This is a genomic window from Oceanospirillum beijerinckii DSM 7166, from assembly GCF_000422425.1.
Lineage (GTDB): Bacteria > Pseudomonadota > Gammaproteobacteria > Pseudomonadales > Halomonadaceae > Oceanospirillum > Oceanospirillum beijerinckii.
The window spans coordinates 121,704-139,857 of sequence record NZ_AULT01000005.1; the positions used below are offsets into that span (position 1 = coordinate 121,704).

At 47.0% G+C, this 18,154-nt stretch carries 15 protein-coding genes and 1 tRNA gene; 6 read left to right on the plus strand and 10 right to left on the minus strand.

The window, feature by feature from the left end; translation table 11 throughout:
- Window positions 1-339: 339 nt before the first annotated feature.
- From H579_RS0100495 to H579_RS0100510, 4 genes are all read right to left on the minus strand, one after another.
- Window positions 340-2,145 (minus strand): acyl-CoA dehydrogenase C-terminal domain-containing protein, encoded by a 1,806-nt coding sequence (locus tag H579_RS0100495; RefSeq protein ID WP_028299033.1) that lies wholly within the window; start codon window positions 2,143-2,145, stop codon window positions 340-342.
- 277 nt (window positions 2,146-2,422) lie between these two features.
- Window positions 2,423-3,235, minus strand: coding sequence for a putative metalloprotease CJM1_0395 family protein (locus H579_RS27485; protein WP_051227175.1), 813 nt, complete (start codon window positions 3,233-3,235; stop codon window positions 2,423-2,425).
- Window positions 3,236-3,396: 161 nt separating this feature from the next.
- Window positions 3,397-4,236 carry a CheR family methyltransferase gene (locus tag H579_RS0100505; protein WP_028299034.1) on the minus strand — a complete coding sequence of 280 codons (840 nt, stop codon included), beginning with the start codon at window positions 4,234-4,236 and terminating at the stop codon, window positions 3,397-3,399.
- 161 nt (window positions 4,237-4,397) lie between these two features.
- Window positions 4,398-5,342 (minus strand): chemotaxis protein, encoded by a 945-nt coding sequence (locus H579_RS0100510; RefSeq protein ID WP_028299035.1) that lies wholly within the window; start codon window positions 5,340-5,342, stop codon window positions 4,398-4,400.
- Between the two features lie 231 nt (window positions 5,343-5,573).
- Between H579_RS0100510 and flgA the strand changes: the two genes are divergently transcribed.
- The 4 genes from flgA to H579_RS0100530 all read left to right on the plus strand — a co-directional run bounded on the left by flgA (window position 5,574) and on the right by H579_RS0100530 (window position 8,033).
- The gene (gene flgA, locus H579_RS23665; RefSeq protein ID WP_157834524.1) at window positions 5,574-6,269 is read left to right on the plus strand and encodes a flagellar basal body P-ring formation chaperone FlgA; all 696 of its coding nucleotides are present in this window, start codon (window positions 5,574-5,576) and stop codon (window positions 6,267-6,269) included.
- A gap of 151 nt (window positions 6,270-6,420) precedes the next feature.
- The gene (gene flgM / locus H579_RS0100520) at window positions 6,421-6,726 is read left to right on the plus strand and encodes a flagellar biosynthesis anti-sigma factor FlgM (protein WP_028299036.1); all 306 of its coding nucleotides are present in this window, start codon (window positions 6,421-6,423) and stop codon (window positions 6,724-6,726) included.
- Between the two features lie 8 nt (window positions 6,727-6,734).
- Window positions 6,735-7,223, plus strand: coding sequence for a flagella synthesis protein FlgN (locus H579_RS0100525; protein ID WP_028299037.1), 489 nt, complete (start codon window positions 6,735-6,737; stop codon window positions 7,221-7,223).
- A 48-nt stretch (window positions 7,224-7,271) separates the two neighbouring features.
- The gene (locus H579_RS0100530) at window positions 7,272-8,033 is read left to right on the plus strand and encodes a flagellar brake protein (RefSeq protein WP_028299038.1); all 762 of its coding nucleotides are present in this window, start codon (window positions 7,272-7,274) and stop codon (window positions 8,031-8,033) included.
- Window positions 8,034-8,141: 108 nt separating this feature from the next.
- On the opposite strand, the gene H579_RS0100535 is transcribed toward H579_RS0100530, so the two are convergent.
- From H579_RS0100535 to arsS, 3 genes are read right to left on the minus strand one after another with little or no spacing between them, the layout of a single operon-like run.
- Window positions 8,142-8,729 (minus strand): TIGR04282 family arsenosugar biosynthesis glycosyltransferase, encoded by a 588-nt coding sequence (locus H579_RS0100535; RefSeq protein WP_051227177.1) that lies wholly within the window; start codon window positions 8,727-8,729, stop codon window positions 8,142-8,144.
- Window positions 8,716-9,474, minus strand: coding sequence for a TIGR04283 family arsenosugar biosynthesis glycosyltransferase (locus H579_RS23670; protein WP_084623757.1), 759 nt, complete (start codon window positions 9,472-9,474; stop codon window positions 8,716-8,718). The genes H579_RS0100535 and H579_RS23670 overlap by 14 nt, the downstream gene beginning before the upstream one ends.
- 57 nt (window positions 9,475-9,531) lie before the next feature.
- On the minus strand, window positions 9,532-10,497 hold the full coding sequence (arsS, locus tag H579_RS0100545; RefSeq protein ID WP_028299040.1) for an arsenosugar biosynthesis radical SAM (seleno)protein ArsS: 966 nt from the start codon (window positions 10,495-10,497) through the stop codon (window positions 9,532-9,534).
- A gap of 58 nt (window positions 10,498-10,555) precedes the next feature.
- On the opposite strand from arsS, the gene H579_RS0100550 reads away from it, so the two are divergent.
- Window positions 10,556-10,632 (plus strand) — tRNA-Arg (locus tag H579_RS0100550).
- Window positions 10,633-11,037: 405 nt separating this feature from the next.
- On the opposite strand, the gene H579_RS0100555 is transcribed toward H579_RS0100550, so the two are convergent.
- The 3 genes from H579_RS0100555 to H579_RS23675 form a co-directional block, all read right to left on the minus strand.
- Window positions 11,038-11,889: a pPIWI-associating nuclease domain-containing protein gene (locus tag H579_RS0100555; RefSeq protein WP_028299041.1), complete on the minus strand. Its 852-nt coding sequence runs from the start codon at window positions 11,887-11,889 to the stop codon at window positions 11,038-11,040.
- 577 nt (window positions 11,890-12,466) lie between these two features.
- Window positions 12,467-13,390, minus strand: coding sequence for a hypothetical protein (locus H579_RS0100560; RefSeq protein ID WP_028299042.1), 924 nt, complete (start codon window positions 13,388-13,390; stop codon window positions 12,467-12,469).
- 434 nt (window positions 13,391-13,824) lie between these two features.
- Window positions 13,825-14,640 (minus strand): substrate-binding periplasmic protein, encoded by an 816-nt coding sequence (locus tag H579_RS23675; RefSeq protein WP_051227178.1) that lies wholly within the window; start codon window positions 14,638-14,640, stop codon window positions 13,825-13,827.
- A gap of 64 nt (window positions 14,641-14,704) precedes the next feature.
- On the opposite strand from H579_RS23675, the gene H579_RS27490 reads away from it, so the two are divergent.
- Window positions 14,705-18,112 (plus strand): AraC family transcriptional regulator, encoded by a 3,408-nt coding sequence (locus H579_RS27490; protein WP_051227179.1) that lies wholly within the window; start codon window positions 14,705-14,707, stop codon window positions 18,110-18,112.
- Window positions 18,113-18,154: the final 42 nt, after the last annotated feature.

Below are 18,154 nucleotides of genomic sequence, written 5' to 3' on the forward strand. Positions count from 1 at the left end.
AGATTTTAATTTCTGGTCATATTACTGAATGCCCCAAGGTGGAGCCAGCAGGATGTGTGACCCATGAGTTCAGGTTTTATGGGCGATTGCGGGTAAGTTGAGCTGTGAAGCGGCCTACGGCGGTGTCAATGTTTTGCGTTGCAGCAAATAGTCTAATGCCGACCGGCAAGTCACTTGGAGCTATCTCATTTTTCAGGGTGGAATTGAGCCGTTGCGGTTGGTGGTATGGCGAAGATAGCCAAACAGAAGAGAGAAAAGCAGGCCTTCCCTGGCCTGCTGAAATCTCGGATGTAGATAGCGCTTGTGATCGCGTGCTACGTTTAAAGATTGATGGTCGGTTTAGATCTCAAAACCTGCACCAAACTGCTCGTCATCCATCGCCATCAGGCTGTCGCCACCCTGTGCGATAGTTGCGGCCAGGGCTTGAGTGCGTGGGAACAGCTTGCTGAAGTAGAACTGAGCCGTGGCCAGTTTGCCTTTGTAGAAGGCTTCTTCAGTAGTGCCTGCTGCCAGTGCATCCTGCGCGACTTTTGCGGCTTTCGCCCAGAAGTAACCCAGAGTCACGTAACCGGAGTACATCAGGTAATCCACAGAGGCAGCACCCACTTCGTCGCGGTTCTGCATCGCTTTCATACCGATCTGCATGGTGATATCACCCCACTCTTTATTGGCCTTAGCCAGAGGTGCGATCAGTGCAGTCAGCTCTTCGTTGCCTTCTTCAGCCTGACAGAACTTGTGTACTTGCTTAGTGAACTTGCGCAGGCTTTCACCTTGGTTCATCAGGATCTTACGACCCAGCAGATCCAGTGCCTGAATACCGGTAGTACCTTCATACAGCAGGGTGATACGGCTATCACGCACAAACTGCTCCATGCCCCACTCGTGGATAAAGCCGTGGCCACCAAAACACTGCAGGCCTTGGTTGGTAGACTCGAAGCCCGCTTCGGTCAGGAAGGCTTTTACGATAGGGGTTAGTAGACCCAGCAGGTCATCGGCATCTTTTGCATCTTCACCACCGGCAGACACCTGATCGATCAGTTGTGCGGTGTAGTAGATCAGTGCGCGACCACCTTCAGCAAAAGCTTTCTGGGTCAGCAGCATACGGCGTACATCCGGGTGTACGATGATAGGATCAGCTGGTTTTTCCGGCGCTTGTGGTCCGTTCAGAGAGCGCATCTGCAGACGGTCACGGGCGTAAGCCAGGGAGTTCTGGTAAGCCACCTCGGTCAGGCCCAGACCCTGAATACCCACACCGATACGCGCCGCATTCATCATCACGAACATATAGGACAGGCCCTTGTTCGGTTCACCGATGATATAACCTTTCGCATCGTCAAAGTTCATCACACAGGTGCTGTTACCGTGGATGCCCATTTTATGCTCGATAGAACCGCACTGAACGCCATTACGCTCACCAGGCTCACCGTTCGCATCCGGGGTGAACTTAGGCACGATAAACAGAGAGATCCCTTTGGAACCTTCCGGTGCATCAGGCAGTTTCGCCAGTACCAGATGCACGATGTTATCGGACATATCGTGCTCACCGGCGGAGATAAATATTTTGGTGCCGCTGATAGAGAAGCTGCCATCCGCCTGCGGCTCAGCTTTGGTGCGGATCAGACCCAGATCAGTACCACAGTGAGGCTCGGTCAGACACATGGTGCCAGTCCAGCTACCTTCGATCATTTTGCTCAGATAGGTTTGCTTCTGCTCTTCGGTGCCGTGGTGCTGCAGAGCATCCATCGCGCCGTGAGACAGGCCAGGGTACATGCCCCAGGACAGGTTGGATGAACAGATCATTTCATTCAGTACCATGCCCAGAGACTGAGGCAGACCCTGACCGCCGTAGTTCGGGTCCTGAGTCATGGAAGGCCAGCCGCCCTCTACAAACTGCTTGTAAGCTTCTTTAAAGCCTTTAGGCGTGGTGACTTCACCATCGTTGTACTGACAGCCCTCGGTATCGCCGCTTTGGTTCAGCGGGGTCAGTACCTCTTCTGCAAATTTGGCACCTTCTTCCAGGATCGCCCCAATAATCTCAGGCGAGGCCTCTTCACCGTTAGGCAGCTGTGCGTAGTGGGCTGGGAAATCCAGAATCTCATCCATCACAAAGCGGATATCACGTAAAGGAGCTTTATAAGTTGGCATAACGACCTCGGCTTTTCTGTTCTTGTTCGTATCGAAATAAAAGTTCGGGTGGTTAGCGGATCAATGGCCGAAGCGTTGGGCTGTTGATCAATGACTTTTATTTCAGCTTTATGGAAGAAGTTTAGTTTGTTAATCCGTAGTTTGTGGTTGGGTTGAACAAACTAATTCAAACGTATGTTTGAAACTTATGATAGAGAGCGGTCAGGGTCAAGAAAAATTTTTGATTTTTATGTGGGAAATTAAACAAAAAGCCCAGCACTAAGGCTGGGCTTTCGAGTTAAGCTGAAATGGATACTTGTTGGCCGATTGGCTCAGGAGGGTAAGTTAAGCCAAGAGAATCAAAGCGTTGCAGTAACTGCTGTGCCTGTGACGGTGCGGGATTAGCTTGCTGAAAAATATTGCTGGTAAAGCGTTGTGGGAAGCTCAAGCCAAAACTGAATTGTTTCTGTTGGGGGCGGTTGCTTTCCAGGGTTGCGCTATTTGCGGCGGCACTGGAGCCAATGGCTGAACTGCCAACACTGCTATCTGAGGTGTTCTCAGTGGTATTATTTATTGCGGCAGGAGCATTGATGTTGCCTGTTTCGGAGTTCTCTGAAGTTTCTTCGGCCCTATCGCTTTCCAGTACTTCTTTGGCTTCTTCAGCTTTTCTTATTTGAATTTCAGCTTGGGCTTCATTGCCCATGCTGCGAGCTTCGCCAGCCACTTTAAAATCTTGAGGTGAAGGCTGGGCAGGAGCAAGGGCGGCACGTTCAACAATATCCGCTTTTACAACGGTATCTTCCGGTTCTTCTTCTTCCGAGACATCAATATTAACATGACCACCGGTAGCATATTGGCGGCCATCAGGACCTTCGGTGAGGTCATATTGGGGAGCCGAAGCGTATTCACCACCGACGTTGGCGTGGGCTTCTTCGTGAGCGCGCACCTCCGCATCCCGTTTGCTGAGATCAGAGATAACTTTCTGTTTTTCGCGCTCCAGTTCCGCCTGCTGTTGATCATCAGGTTCGGCGTCAAGACCACGCTCTTTTTGGCGATAGTCCTGTACAAGACGGCTATAACTGGAGGCGTTGCTAATGGTTGGTATATCCATAACTCGCCCCGTAATTAACCAGTTGATAAGCTAATTATGGCGGATTTTTCGCAGAAGTTCCTAGCATTTTTTTGTAACTTCACGGGATTTATCGCAAACTAAAAAAGCCCATTTTTTACATCAAATGGGCTTTTTTATTTAAATCATAGAGTTAAAGGAAATTACTTGGCGCGATAAATAATTCCTGGGCGACACTGAACCATTTCGTAGAGATCTGGCATATTGCTTAATGCTTCTGAAGCACCTAAAAACAGATAACCACCTGGCTTGAGGGTGCCATGGATTCGAGTCAGGATATCCTTTTTCAGATCCGCTGAAAAATAGATCAGCACATTGCGGCAAAAGACAATATCGAATTTGCCCAGCATGGAATAGCTATGGAGCAGATTCATCGGCTTAAAGTCGACGCGCTGCTTAATCGGGGCCTTGACCGCCCAGCGTCCGTCTCCTGTCTGTTGAAAGAACTTGGTCAGGCGATCCTGAGACAAGCCTCGGCCCAGTGCCAGCATCTCATATTCACCGCTTTTAGCGGCGTTGAGTACCGTCGAGGAAATATCAGTGGCGACAATTCGTTCACCGGCTCGGAATGAGCCAGGGTTTTTCTGCTTAAATTCGTCCAGTACCATACTGATGGAGTACGGCTCCTGACCGGTAGAGCAGGCGGCTGACCAGATTTTGAGCTGTTGGCCGCCTAACGATTTACTCAATTCAGGTAGCAGCTGGTTCTGCAGAATATTAAACGGGTGGATATCTCTAAACCATAGGGTTTCATTGGTGGTCATCGCATCCACTACCGCTTCTTTCAAGCCGGATCTGGGGTGTGATGTGATCGCTTTGGTTAATTCCCCAAGCGTGGTCATACCGTGTTGCGCCATGATTTTGTTCAGGCGGCTGGTGACAAGATACTGCTTGTTGTCTCCCAGTAGAATGCCGCAGGCATCCTGGAGAAACTTTCTAAATGCATCGTAATCTTGTGTACCTATGGTTCTGACAGTCGACATTCCTTGAACTCACTCAAGCAGAAATACTTTTTTACATATTATCACAAAATTGCTCAAAGACCCCTGTATTTGCTGTGTTTAAGCAGGGGGGCGAGACTAAAGTCATTCCCGGCAATACTATGAAATACTGTTTTATATTAGTTTATTTCGAAGAAATTAAGCTATTCAACTTCTTCAAAGGTTTGTAGAGATTCGATTCTGCTGACTACTTTACGGGCTAACTCGTCAGCTTCATATTTAGCCAGGAAATCATCTGCACCCACTTTTTTCACCATCGCTTCGTTAAAAATTCCACTTAAAGACGTGTGTAAAAGAATGTCCAGTTTATTCAGATCAGGGTGGCTGCGAATCTCTGTGGTCAGTGTATAGCCATCCATCTCGGGCATCTCAATATCTGAGATGAGCATCAGTACTTCATCGCGAATATCTTTGCCAGACTCCACAATCGACTGTAGATAGTTCAGTGCCTGTTTGCCGTTCTCCAAACCAGTGGTTTGCACGCCGACTTCTTCCAGGCAACGGATGACTTGATTGCGGGCCACAGAGGAATCATCGACGACGACGACATGGTAGCTGGAAGATATAAGCTTAACCGTATCCGCGATGACACCCTTGCTGATTCTTTCGTTGACGGGATGAACTTCTGAAATCACCTTTTCCACATCAATGATTTCGATCATACCACCCTGATATTCGGTCACGGCTGTCAGGTAGTTGTCTTTGCCTGTGCCGGCTGGTGGTGGATGCACTTCCTTCCAGTTCAGGTTGATAATGCGATCAACCTTTTTCACAAGAAAGCCCTGAGTGATGCGGTTGTATTCTGTTACGATGACAACATTGTCAGTGCTTTCCTGTATCGCAGGCAATCCAATCGCCAGTCCAAGGTCTACTATCGAGATAGTTTCACCTCGAATATTTGCAACCCCTTTCACAATGGGGCTGTGGTGCGGCAGGTTTGTAAGCCGGGGACAGGGCATAATCTCTTTCACTTTAAAGACATTGATACCGTAACTTTGACGACCGCGCAGATGAAACAGCAGCAGTTCCATTCGGTTACCACCAACCAATTGTGCCCGCTCGGATAAACGGCCAGCTTGTTCTGTCATAAAGTTGCCTGCTGAATTGGAAAATGTTTACTGGTAAAGAATATCATTGATTTAACGTATCATTGAACTGTGTAGGGGATTTGTTTGTCTCCTGCTAACAATTTTCTTAAAAAAGATTACGAGACCTTTACAAGCGCTTGCTGACATAACGCGGTGTTCGCTAAAAATATATAGGGCTTGTGGTATAGAAAGGAGCTGATTTTGACAAGGTTTGGGACTCTAAGAGGGTTGTTGAATGTAGCGAGCGCTTTTGCAGTATTATTGCTGAGCAGTGTTGTTCAGGCCAATGAAGTGGCTGTAGAGAATCAGGCTTCTCTGGAGCAAGTGATTATAGACTTTCTTGAGCCCCAGCTTGCCGATATAGAAAAGACCCGCACTGAAGTTACAGTGGGGCGTGTTGACCCTCGCCTGAAGCTGGCAAAGTGTCAGCAACCCATCAAAGTCGATTTTCTTGGTAAGAAGAATCTGTTTGGTAAAGTGAATATTCGTCTGGACTGCAATCAACCTCGCTGGGGGATCTTTATTCCTGCAAATATCCGGGTTTTTGAAAATGTAGTCGTCAGTCAGGTCAGTGTACCCAGAAATACTGTGCTATCGGCATCAAGGCTTGCTCTGCGTGAAGTAGAAACTTCGGCATTAAATTATACTTTTTTCAGGGATATAGCTCAGGTTGCGGGCACAACTACAACTCGACCGATACAGGCAAATAACATTGTTTATACTAATATGGTTAAGGCTTCCGCTGCGGTTAGAAAGGGTGATAGCGTTGTGATTCGTGCCGTTGCGGGCAATTTGGTTGTACGAATGAAGGGACTGGCGTTGCAGGAAGGGGCTGTTGGGGAACAGATTCAGGTGCGAAATGTGCAATCCCATCGTATAATACGAGCCATTGTTGCAGGGCCCGGTCAGGTTGAAGTACCTATGTAGTTTTGAGCGCTGGAATTTGGCTCTAATACACAGTAAGCATTATGCGATCAAGCTGGCAAAATAGAGAAATTTATAACTTTTTTGTTAAAGTTTTTATCTGAGACGCCGATAGGTTTAGCAAGTTAAGAATTTTTGAATGAGGTCAGCGCATATGGCTATTGATATTAACAGCCTATCTGGTGGTCTTCAGGGTGGGAAAATTCGCAATACCGCTGCTAATGGCAGTAAGGATGAGGTCGCTAAAAAAGATGCTCAACCGGGTAATGCTCCTGCCACAAAAGGAGACAGCGTTCAGATTAGCGAAGAAGCGATGAAACTGAGTAATCTAGCTCAGTCTGCTCCTGATATCGACCAGGAAAAAGTAGCCGCTATTAAGGCTGCGATTGAAGATGGTAGTTATCAGGTTGACTCTCAGGCCCTGGCAAAGAATATTATTCAGTTTGAGTCAGGACTGTGAGGTAACCCGTGAGCGCAGAGCTTTCTTTACGCATTAAACAACATCTGCTTGATAGCATCGGTCACATGAAGCAGATTAAAACGTGCATGCTTGATGAGCAACAGGCTCTGCAAGTACGGGAGCTTGACAAAATTGAAACAATTGCCAAGCAAAAAAATCAGCTATTAGAAGAGGTCAAAGCCGACATAGAGCAGCGTCGGCTGTTGATTGAAGGTGCTGGTTTTTCTGTCGATGATAACGGTATGGACGAATTAATCGCTTCCTTACCTGAAAACTTTTCTGCTGCCTTGAGTAAAGGTTGGCAGCAACTGGTGACGCTACACGAAGAAGTGCAGGAGCTTAACCAGGCCAATGGAATAATCATCAATAAAGGGCTGCAGCAAGTCGATACTATGCTTGGGGTTGTACGGGGCAATCCTGATGCGCGTACTGGTCGTACCTACAATGCCAAAGGTCGTGCTATTGCTTCTTCAACCCGAACTTTGGGACAAGCTTAAATACACTTGCTACACTAGCTCCTTCAACCCAAAGCAGGATTGATATCTATGCCCGGCATTGAGGCCCCAAGAGCAGCTTCTTCTCTGGATGATCGTAAGCATGTGATCACTCGTCAGGCGAGTATCTTTGCGATCCTGCGTTCCTTACAAAAACATCGTTCCCCTCTGTCGATTACCTTCCGGGGTCATGATCAGCAGATCTTCACCAGTATTGTACTGAAGGTCGATCTGAATGAAGGCTATTTCCTGTTGGATGAGCTTTCAGGCAGTGGCCATAAAAGAGCGATGAATGCAGAGCAGTTTGTCATCTCGGGCAACGATCGTGGTGTTCAGGTCGTTTTTGGTGGTAACCGTGTTATCGCAGCAGGAACTAATGACGGCGCAGCGATTTATAAGATCGCTCTGCCTAAGCAGTTACTGTATAAGCAACGTCGTGATGCTTTTCGGGCTCACATTGCTATGTCTGATCGGGTTGATGTTAAGCTGGTGTCTTATGAACGACCCAAACCTCTGATTGGACAGATCGTTGATATCTCATCCTCTGGTTGTAAGGTGTTGTTTCCCTATCTGGTAGAACCTGAGTTTGAGGAGTTGGAAGTTTTTGACGAAGTAGCTTTCGACTTACCGGAAAATGCGTTTGATTCTTCAGTATTATGTGCAGCAGAAGCTCGCCACGCTGTTTACGATACAGTGAAGCAGAATACTGAGTGTGGCTTTCGCTTCTTAAGCCCGGATGGCCGTAATCAGCGGGAGATTGACCGTTTTGTTTCCTATATCCAGCGAGAAGCGCGACGTATGGGGCTGGCTTGATCGTACCACTGATCTCCTGATCTCCTGATCTCCTGATCCCCTGCATCCCTTACCTTCAATTTAAGCGATCTTCTCGGCTATGATCTGCAGTCTTTTCCAGAGCGCTCGTCACAGGTTTATTGCTCCCCCTTCTTGCTGCCAGCGAACCACATCTTCAGGGTGATCCACATCCCATAGTGTCGGCAGAAGAGTATAACTCAGGTGCTGCTGCTTCAGATTGGCAAGCGTTTGAGCTAAAACGGTACTTTCCCCCCAGTCAATACCCTCAAACACATTATCAGGTAACGGACAGCGACAACCGATCAATACATAACCCCCATCTTCGGCAGGGATCAATACAAGATCTGTTCCAGGCTGTTGTCCATTACCTTCAAGAGCTAAACCTTCAAGAGCTAAAAAAGCCTGCTCCAGGACCGTTGTCGTGAGCGCAGGGCAATCACTACCCACCAGTAAACAGTATTGATACTGCTCCAGACTGTTATTCAGAGCTTGGCGCATCTTATCTCCCAGATCACCCGAAACCTGGGGTTTCAGAGCGGCTTGCGCAAAAAGTGCCTGTCGAAAGAAGTGATGTTGCAGGTCGCCAGCAATATGTAGCTCCACTTGATCCGCATTGCTCTGTTGTAACGTTTGAAAGGTTTGCACAGTCAACGCACAGTGAATTTCTGCGGCTTGCTCCGCGCTATATTGGCTCATCAAGCGGGTTTTTACTTTTCCCGGAATGGGTGCCTTGGCGAATTGGATCAGGTTGCGTTTTTTCATGGATAACATAGTTGGGATAATATTGTTGAACCAGCTTTTCCGCAGACACACCGCAGAAATAGGCCAGGCGCAAGCGCCACATTAATAGGATTGTTTTCCAGATGCCCCTCTGTTGCCAACGCCTGGATGAGGTCGTCAGGGCTTGTTTAAAGCACACCGGCTTTTTCAGCTGGCATAAGCGGCTGGAGAGTTCGATATCCTCCATTAACGGCTGCTCAGGGAAGCCTCTGAGTTGCTCAAAGAGTGACCTGGAAACAAAGATGCTTTGATCTCCCGTAGCAATGCCGGTCAAGCGGGAGCGCCAGTTCATCATAAAAGCGATCACCTTAAACATAGGGTGCCGACCGGTTAGGCGAACATCAAAACGCCCCCAATGTTGTGAATCAGGCAGAGCCTCCAATAACGCCAACGCCTCATCTGGTAATTGGCTATCGCAATGTTGAAAAAGTAACAGATCACCACTGGCCTGAGCTGCACCCAGATTCATCTGGTAAGCGCGTCCAGGCTGGGAATACAGCACCTTATCGACCAAGGGCAGAGATAAGGCAACCGTATCATCCGTGCTGCCACCATCCACCATAATGATCTCATGACCCTGCTGACGGAAAATCTGCAGTGCTTGCAGCTGTTGAACAATACCCTGCTGCTCATTCAAAACCGGGATAATAATCGAGATCACAAGGGTTTCCTTGTTTCAAAGAGAAGGGCGTAAAGATCGCTTTATCAAACCGATGGCCTAACCGTCCAGTGCACCACCACAGCTACTGCCTTGACCCGCCGTGCAACCGTAACAATGATCACCGATGCAGATCTCATTACCGATCAGATCCTGATCCAGTAGATCTTTCAGATAAATATCGGCACTGTCAGACGCGATTAACGGCATCTTCAGCATCTGATTGAAGTCACAGTCATATACCTGGCCCTGCCAATCCACACTGATCAGCGTACGACACATCACGTTATTCAAGTTGGCATCAGAGTAGCTATCCTTCAGTAACTGCATATAATCTTCAAACTGACCTTTCGACAGCAGCATACTGCCAAATCGGCTGATTGGCATATTGGTAATGGTTAGTAACTCGTTGAACTCAATACCAAAATTATCACCCAGCTCTTTTTTATACGCTTCCTGTAAACCTATCTGAGACGGCGGTAAGAAAGGACCACCTGGGTTATAGACCAGATTCAACTGCAGGCCACTGCCCTCTTTGCCATAACCCAGGCTATTAAGCTTTTTCAGAGCTTCAATACTGTTATTGAAAACCCCTTTGCCCCGCTGGTTCTCCACATTTTGTTCGGAGTAGCAAGGTAGAGAAGCCGTGATAATCACCTGCTGCTCAGCCAGAAAATCAGCCAGATCTTCGTAACCGGGTTCAACCAGAATAGTCAAATTACAACGATCAATAACATCGACACCCCGTTGGCGCGCTTCAGTCACCAGATAACGAAACTCAGGGTTCATCTCCGGCGCACCGCCGGTCAGGTCCAATAATTTGATATCATGCTGATCAATAAAACGCAGTACATCATCAATGGTTTCCCGGCTCATCAGCTCGGTACGCTTAGGACCTGCGTTTACATGACAGTGCACACAGCTCAGATTGCACAGGTAGCCCAGATTAATTTGCAGTATTTGTAGCTTGTCACGATAAATCGCTGGAAAATCAGTCGCTTCGAGTAAAGGTCTGGTATCAAGCATCTAACGGTCTCGGTTTTATTTTTTAGTTGAACTCTATATACTAAGCGCCTTGAATGTAGCCTCAATAGCTCAGCTGGATAGAGCGTCCCCCTCCTAAGGGGAAGGTCTCAGGTTCGAATCCTGATTGGGGCACCATAAAAGCCTTTTAAATCAGTATATTACACATCTTGGCTTTTATCTTATTTTCCCCGTTTTTGTTTTAGGTCCCCTATAGGTCCAGAGTGGCACCAACTGGGGCAAACAACTATCAACATCCTATCAGTTCTTTCAACCCTGAATATCTCTTCTTCAAAGTACGTTGTTTATTCCATTTTGGATTCAACCAATTCAGAAACAGTTTAGATGCCGGCGCTGGCAACCTATCAGAGATAAAAAACAGATCACCCCTGCTGCGGATTATGCGGATTTGCGGGAAACCGCATTATAGAGGGGGGGCGGCTTGCGGATTAGCTGCGGATAAAGTGCAGATTTGCGGACTTGGTGAGGTCATCGCTAGCCTTGAAACTCCGAAGTTTTGCCCTTCCCTTCCCTTCCCCTACTCTAGGAGTCATATCCATAGAAGCTATCAGTATTGACACCAAAGTTGCTAACACTTCCGTGCTGTTCAATTGGTTGTTTAAGTTCAAACAAGAGTTCTGCTTCAAAAGGAAACGAATCGCTAATCGTTACTCCCATATCTGATCTTAAGTCCGAATTTGAGCCATATTGAAGCTCAATACCCACAGTTCCTTTTGAAATCACCGTAATAGATTCAGGGCCTATATAGCTAACTTCAGAAGCACTGACATCTACTTCTTCTACCCAGTGGTGAGTTGATAACTCGTCAATAGAGGAAATAGTCTCGGAAATAACTTGATTAACAACATGATCATCAATACGGGTGGCCAGTACTTCTATAATACTACAGCGACACTCTTCAATATGCCGAGTAAAATAATTGACGGCCTTCAAGCACTCAATCGCTAAACGTTTAACATCATCGTCTGGCATTCCAAAGGTAGTTTCACCGATGTGAGTGTATTTGCTTAGAGATTCGTTGGCTTTTACGAGCTCTTTAATTGTTGGTCCAATATTATCTACTTCAAGGATATTCTTTAGGTAATAATCCGATAACCCACCCTGGATTGCATATCGAATCCTGTGAGCACGAGAGATACCGTTACTAGAATTAGGCTCAGGCTTAAACCATTTACATTTTTTAATTTGTTCTTCAGGAGCTAAGCGGTGCGTTAGGTGTCGAATAATTTCTCGCATAGCGTATGCAAAGTTATTAAACCGTATAGGACCTGGGATTAATAAATTATCGAATGCGGCTTTAAGTAGCTCCCTTTCGAAATCAGAATCTAACCATCTCATAATATTGCTTTCGAATTGTTGCCTAATTTCTTCCATTTATAAGTCCTTTTCCAAAGTATTAGAGAGCTCTGAGTCTATCTTTACGGTATTCATAGGGGGAATAGAAAGCTAGTGTTTTTTCGGCACCCTGTTTATATTTAATATCAATAGGTTAATACCACTGCTGCTGACGATCAGATAGCGCCGGATAATAGCGATAAACCAAGGGTGTATTCCCCTCCGTGGTTCATTGAGTGCCGGTAGAGACCTTTTGACTTTCGGCTTAATTCAGGGATATAACACTCTGAAATAGGTCTGTTTTAACCAAGTGGTGATAGTGGTCAATACGGCCATGTTGGTCCTATTTCGATGGTGTTCAGTAGTGCTTGCAAGTTTCACCACCGCATTTCACCATCTCTGAATTAAATCAAAGGGTTAAGTGTAGTGGTGGTGGCGGTCATATAAGCCCGAAAAATAGCCGTAAACAGGGAGCCTCTGCGCCCCTGTGGCAGGTAAAATGGCTAGGAAGAACCCGTATTTCTCTGATTGAGGCTGGAATGTATACACAAAACTCGTTGGCTTTTTCCATCCCCACTGGGCTATAGTCAGTGGGGTGGGGCTTATGTTTGACTGATTATATTGAAATTGCTTTCTTATAGATCTTAGGGTCAATGTTTTTGTTGATTATACTAAATGATATGCGATCAGGCTTGACCACAGTTATTTGCTCCGAAGAAGAGCTAGATTCATACTTTGATATGCATACAAAGCTATTCACCCATGATGGTTCGCAATCGGATAGCGTAATTGTTTTATTATAGCCAGAGTATATAGATATGCAATTTAGCATTAGGTAAGTGATGTTCTTGTTTAATGTGTGAGATACAGATATCAAACCATGTCCATCAAGCTCTAGGTCTAATAAGAGAGCTTTTCTTTTGTCTATGCGGTGACAAACAAAGCCATGATCTAAGCTCTCCTCTGTTGCTCTACTGTGTGCAAATAACGATCTTAGTCCTGTACTCCTGTCTTTGGAGTCTGTGCTAGGGTAGTTAATCAGCGTACCTCGAAAGCTTTCGATAACAGCTTCAATAACCAAGACTAGATCCTTTGCATTTTGATCTTTGGGCCTTCCTTTAAGTATATTTCCTAGCTTATTGAACTTGTCGCAGTTTTGGTTGTACGTCCTTTTGGCTATTGCAAAAGTTAACTTGTCCAGAGCTGATCTCGCTAAATACAGTAGAGACTCAAAGTCAGTTAAAGCGTCAGACCCAGAGATGCAAATCATTGTGCCTGGCTCTGCTGGAACAGAAGAGTGAATTTTATCAGAGTGAATCTTTATTTTAGATACTTGATACATAAACGCTCGTAAGTAATCTAACGCAGAGATCCATTTATCTAGGTTTTTACGATTTTCTTCTACTTTATATTCGCTAATCAAATGCTTCTCAAGGCATTCGAAAAACTGGGCCCCTTCCTTTGAGATCATGTTGTGATGTTTTGGGTCACCAGCTATAGCTAAAGCCTGATACTCTTGTCCTACCTGATTAAAATTCATTGTCTTCCCCTATCTTGTTAACTATATACATGCAAGTAAGATTTATGCCACTTATTTGAAAATAAAGTCTTTTTCATTTTCTTGTCTATATGAAAGACTGGCTGGCTCGTTCACCCGCGCCAGCCTGTTGAGGTTATCCCACTAACTGAAGTAATGATCGGTTAGCCGCAGTTCTACCGGCATTCTGCTTTCTGTGGCCTGCTTCCAGAGAGTTTAGCGATATTCCGTCAAATGACGATCAATCTTTTAAAGCAAAAAAAGAGTGTCAAACAGGGTGTTAAGAATCGAAGTACCCTGGCAGCAGCAGATGATGGCTATAGAGATCTTCTGCTTCAGGGAGTATTAAAGGGCTAAGGCCAAATGCGATAGCCCTAGCTTGGGTGTTAAGTTAATACAGCCATAATAGGTTGATAATATAAGATAGTGACACCCAATCACTGAGCAATCGGCCCTGTACCGCATAGATACTTGCACACCATCTGTTCCAGTTTGCCTTCCTGCTCTAATTGAGCAATCACCTGATTGAGTTGTGGCAACCACTGCTGTTGATTGCGATGTAACCTGAATGATACGGGGTTGCTGGCATAGGGCAGTGAGATTTGATACTCCAGATTTTGGCTGCGTTGATAGTAGAGTGCGACCGCTTCTGTCATTAGGCCGATCTCGTTCCAGCCCCGGTGTACCCGTTGGGCGATCTGCCACTGGTTGGCAAAGTCTTCACGAATCAAGGTATTGGGTACCTGGGTCCCGCGTACTGTTGCTACTCGCTTACCTTTTAGGTCGCGCAGAATAAATACCGGGAAGGACAGTTCCGGGCGATAGATAATCACTTCATTTACGATACCGAATGGTCGGCTGAATAGGGATTCTTGTCGTAACCGGCTGGCTGAGGCTCCCATGCCTGACGTATCCGGTACGACACCGGCTTCCAGATCAATCTCTCCCGCTTCAAACTGACGCAGTAATCGTGCCTGTGATAGAGGGATAAATTCCAGCTCAAGCTGTAAACGCTGTGCTATCAGGCGCAGGGTATCGGCATAGATGCCTCGAAATTGGCCTTGTTTATCTTGCCAGAAAAAGGGCACTACGCCGGGTTGTGGCATACCCACTCGTAATGTTTGGGGCGCATGGGCTGGTTGAGCCGTGGATTCAGGCTGATTGGCTGCCCAGGAGCGCGGTGGCAGCAGTGCTAGACAAGCCAAACTGAACAAAGCGAAAAAACAGATGGCACGGCAGGATATATTTTTCAAAGTGCTGTGTTACTCTTGTTAAATCACAGTTGATTATCTTTCTTGGTCTATTATTGCTCATTTCATGCCAATAGCGACAGCCTCCAGTAAACTGTTAGAGCCTATTCTGCAGTTAGCCAGTCATTATGATTCCGGTGCCGACGATGATTCCGATTCTCTGCGGCATCAAATTCTGTCGGCTGCTTCTTTAAGTGATACGGACTTCACCCGGCCTGATGCCCGTTTTCCGGCTGATCACTTTAGCTCAGTTCTGTCTTGCTTGGCTGAAGCCAGTGGTAATCCTCATATTACTTTGCGCTTGGCTGAGGCGACACAACCGCGAATGTTGGGCTCTATTGGCTTTCTGATCTCAACGTCTGAGACTCTGGGTCAAGCGCTGCATATTTTGGAAGATTACCTGCCGATTCTATTTCAAGGTGCGCAATTGGAACTGCATCAGCATGGGCAAGATATGCAGTTGCAGCTGCTATTTGAGGCTGAAAATGTCGAACAGAATGTGGTGGAGTATTTTCTGGCTTGCCTGTTGAACTGGCCCCGTTGGTTGACGGGGCGGCAGATTCCCGTCAGTGCGGTAGAGATGACTTTTCCACAGCCTGAAAACCTGACCACTTATCGACAGTTTTTTGCTGCAGAGGTGAGCTTTCAGGCTGAGCGACACTGCATCCATCTACCGGCATCTTATCTGACCTTGCCCTGTGTGGATGCCAACCGGGAGATGCATCAGTTACACAAGGAGTTTGCGGATTCCTTATTGAGCAAAACCGGTGAAAAGAAGGCGCTGACAGCGCAGATCAGATCCCTGATCCGTCAGCAATTACTGACTCAGGGTGAGGCGATTCGCCGTGAGCAGATTGCTCAGCAGTTAGGGTTAAGTCTGCGCACTTTGCAGCGTAAGTTGGGTGAGCTGGAAACAAACTTTCAAACGCTGTATGACCAAACCCGGCAGGAATTGTGTCTGCAATTAATTCAGCGGGGGCAGCTTAGTTTTGGTGAGATCGCTTTTCAGCTGGGGTTCTCTAATCAGTCGGCTTTTCAGAAGGCATTTAAACGCTGGATGGGGATGGCTCCGAGTCAATACCGTCAGCAGCTAGCGCCTCTGGAGGTCAGTTCGGCACCATTGGCTGGAAGAGACAATACGTCTGAAATCAGCCGTGAGTCTAAGGCGGGCGGTACTGTTGAGGCACTAATCCCCTCGGCATCAACTATGGATAGCTTGATACAGCAGCTACCCACTAAGCTGGAAAAGCTAAATCCTTTTGGCCTGAAGACGCTATACCGGGCGGCGGTTTACGGAAAATCTTTTAACTTAAAGCACTTGGCGGAGATCACTGCTGATCCCTTAGCGCGTTTGATGATTCATCTTTGGCCTGCTGAGCAGGAGGGACTGATAAAAGCTGTGCCGAACCAGTTGGAGCCGGTTGAATTTTGTTTTACCTGTGCGGAGATTCAGGATTATCTCTATCAGCAACTCGGTGTTGAGCAGAGGCAGAAATACCATGCTCAGTTGGGGCAGGTACTGTTCGATCACTTGCCAGAAGAGCCCATACTGCAAAGCTTAAGCATCGCTCTACATCACTTAAATCAGTCCTCTATCAGTCAGCCCTCTATCGGTCAGCCCCATTCGGTCACTGAGCGGTTAAAAACAGCGCTATCGCCCCAGCAGTTGTATCGGTTAAATCGCCAGGCGGCTCAGCAGGCACAGCAGCAGGGGCAATTCGCTTTGGCATTGGATTATCTGCAACAGGCGCAGACTGTTTTCAGTCATTGTTCCAATCCAGTTGAGTGTAATCAACCGAGCTTAGATCACGAGGAAGGCCATACTTTATGGCTGCAACAGGGACAGCTGCATCTCAAACTGTCTCAGTTTGTGGAGGCTGAAGCCTGCGTTCAGGCGTTGGAAAAAGAGCCGCTCAAACCACTGCAGCTGGTACAGCTGAGTTTGCTAAAAGCGCGTATCCATCAATATCGAAACCAACAGTCGGATGCCTTAGCGGTGCTATTGCAGCAGCAAATAGACTTACCACGTGAGGATAAGGATCAACTGCTGTTTCTGTTGTACACGTTGGAGCAGATTCAGGCATTGCGCCAGCAGGTTACTTATTCTGAGAGCATGAAAACAGATGATACAAATACGGATACGAACATAGGCAGCGATAAAGCAGAAAATGACAAGATAGATATCAATGAAGATGCAGAGATCAGAGGCGCTGATAGCCTGGAGCTTCGGGTTCTTCAGCAGGCTCAGCTGGAGCTGATCAGTCTGCTGGCGCAGCAGCAAGCTCAGCCCCTGTTATCGGCTTGTGCGATCAGTCAGATGACCCTTGATAGCCTGCAATTGCCTGCCAATGATTTTACCTGTTTTGCCTTTATCGGTTATGCCTGGGTCGCCAGTTGGTTTTGTGGTGACTATGAGTTGGCTCAACACTTTTTACAGCAAGGTTTGCAGCAGGCGCATCAACAACGAACGGCAGAGAGCACAGAACGTGGTTTAGCTAACACAGAAGACGTTTTTGCCAATCAGGAACTGATTGATAAACGTGCGCTATCCAGTATCAGTGCGGAGCTGTGTTATAGTAGCCAGATTCAGCATTGGTTTGAGCCTTTGCCTAAAGTGCTTAAACAGCTAAAACAGATCGCGAACAGTAGCAACAAAGCGGGAGATGAGCTGTTACAAAGTGAATTACGTTTGCTGATGCATCAGGTTGCTTTGGTTTCCAGTGATCAATCCCTGAGTAAAGCCTTACAACGCTGCGACAAACATTATCAGCAGATGCTGCCACAACAGCACTTTCAGGCAGCACGTTTAAAAGAATCCACGGTTCAGTTGATTCATTATCTGCAAGGCAAAGCGCTATTACCTGCGGAGGCACGTTATGACAACGCCTGGCAAGCCAGCGCTTTGATTCAGGGGGCGTTGTTGCTTGATCAGCAGAGTTTATGGCCACAGATGTATCAGTGGCAGGCTCGCTTGGAAAATGAGTTGCCCGGCTATTTTATTATCAGCGAAGCTCTGTTCTGTACTGCGATGATGCGTCTGATTCAGTCACAACAGGAGCAGCAGCTGAGCCGCCGTCGACAAAGGATCATTGAGCAAATTGAATCCCGTTTTGAGCTTTGGGCGCAGCACTGCCCGGAGAACTTCTCTGTGCAACTGATACTATTAAGAGCCGAAAAGGCCAGTTTACAGCAGCAGTTGAACTCTGTTGGGGGGGGCTATGAAGCCTGCGTTTTTGACAAGTCAGGTGAAAAAATAAGCTCTGTGCAGCCTTCAGATGCGGCAGCCTTGTATGAACAAGCGTTGGCCGAGTTGGAGCAGCAGGCCCGCCCTTATCATAAAGCCCTGGCTTATGAGCGCTATGGCCACTATCTGCACGTGACTCAACAGCCTCGTTTGGCTCAGTTTTGTCGTGATGAAGCGAAACGTCTGTATCAGGCCTGGGGGGCCAGCGCCAAAGTAAAGCAGTTGCATTGATGGTCTGAGCGACCCACTGGGCGGTATAAGAGATGACAGCTG

Coding starts and splice junctions, on each gene's coding strand:
- H579_RS0100495 (WP_028299033.1), bottom strand. CDS start 2,145: ATGCCAACTTATAAAGCTCCTTTACGTGATATCCGCTTTGTGATGGAT.
- H579_RS27485 (WP_051227175.1), bottom strand. CDS start 3,235: ATGGATATACCAACCATTAGCAACGCCTCCAGTTATAGCCGTCTTGTA.
- H579_RS0100505 (WP_028299034.1), bottom strand. CDS start 4,236: ATGTCGACTGTCAGAACCATAGGTACACAAGATTACGATGCATTTAGA.
- H579_RS0100510 (WP_028299035.1), bottom strand. CDS start 5,342: ATGACAGAACAAGCTGGCCGTTTATCCGAGCGGGCACAATTGGTTGGT.
- flgM (WP_028299036.1), top strand. CDS start 6,421: ATGGCTATTGATATTAACAGCCTATCTGGTGGTCTTCAGGGTGGGAAA.
- H579_RS0100530 (WP_028299038.1), top strand. CDS start 7,272: ATGCCCGGCATTGAGGCCCCAAGAGCAGCTTCTTCTCTGGATGATCGT.
- H579_RS0100535 (WP_051227177.1), bottom strand. CDS start 8,729: ATGAGCCAATATAGCGCGGAGCAAGCCGCAGAAATTCACTGTGCGTTG.
- arsS (WP_028299040.1), bottom strand. CDS start 10,497: ATGCTTGATACCAGACCTTTACTCGAAGCGACTGATTTTCCAGCGATT.
- H579_RS0100555 (WP_028299041.1), bottom strand. CDS start 11,889: ATGGAAGAAATTAGGCAACAATTCGAAAGCAATATTATGAGATGGTTA.
- H579_RS0100560 (WP_028299042.1), bottom strand. CDS start 13,390: ATGAATTTTAATCAGGTAGGACAAGAGTATCAGGCTTTAGCTATAGCT.
- H579_RS27490 (WP_051227179.1), top strand. CDS start 14,705: ATGCCAATAGCGACAGCCTCCAGTAAACTGTTAGAGCCTATTCTGCAG.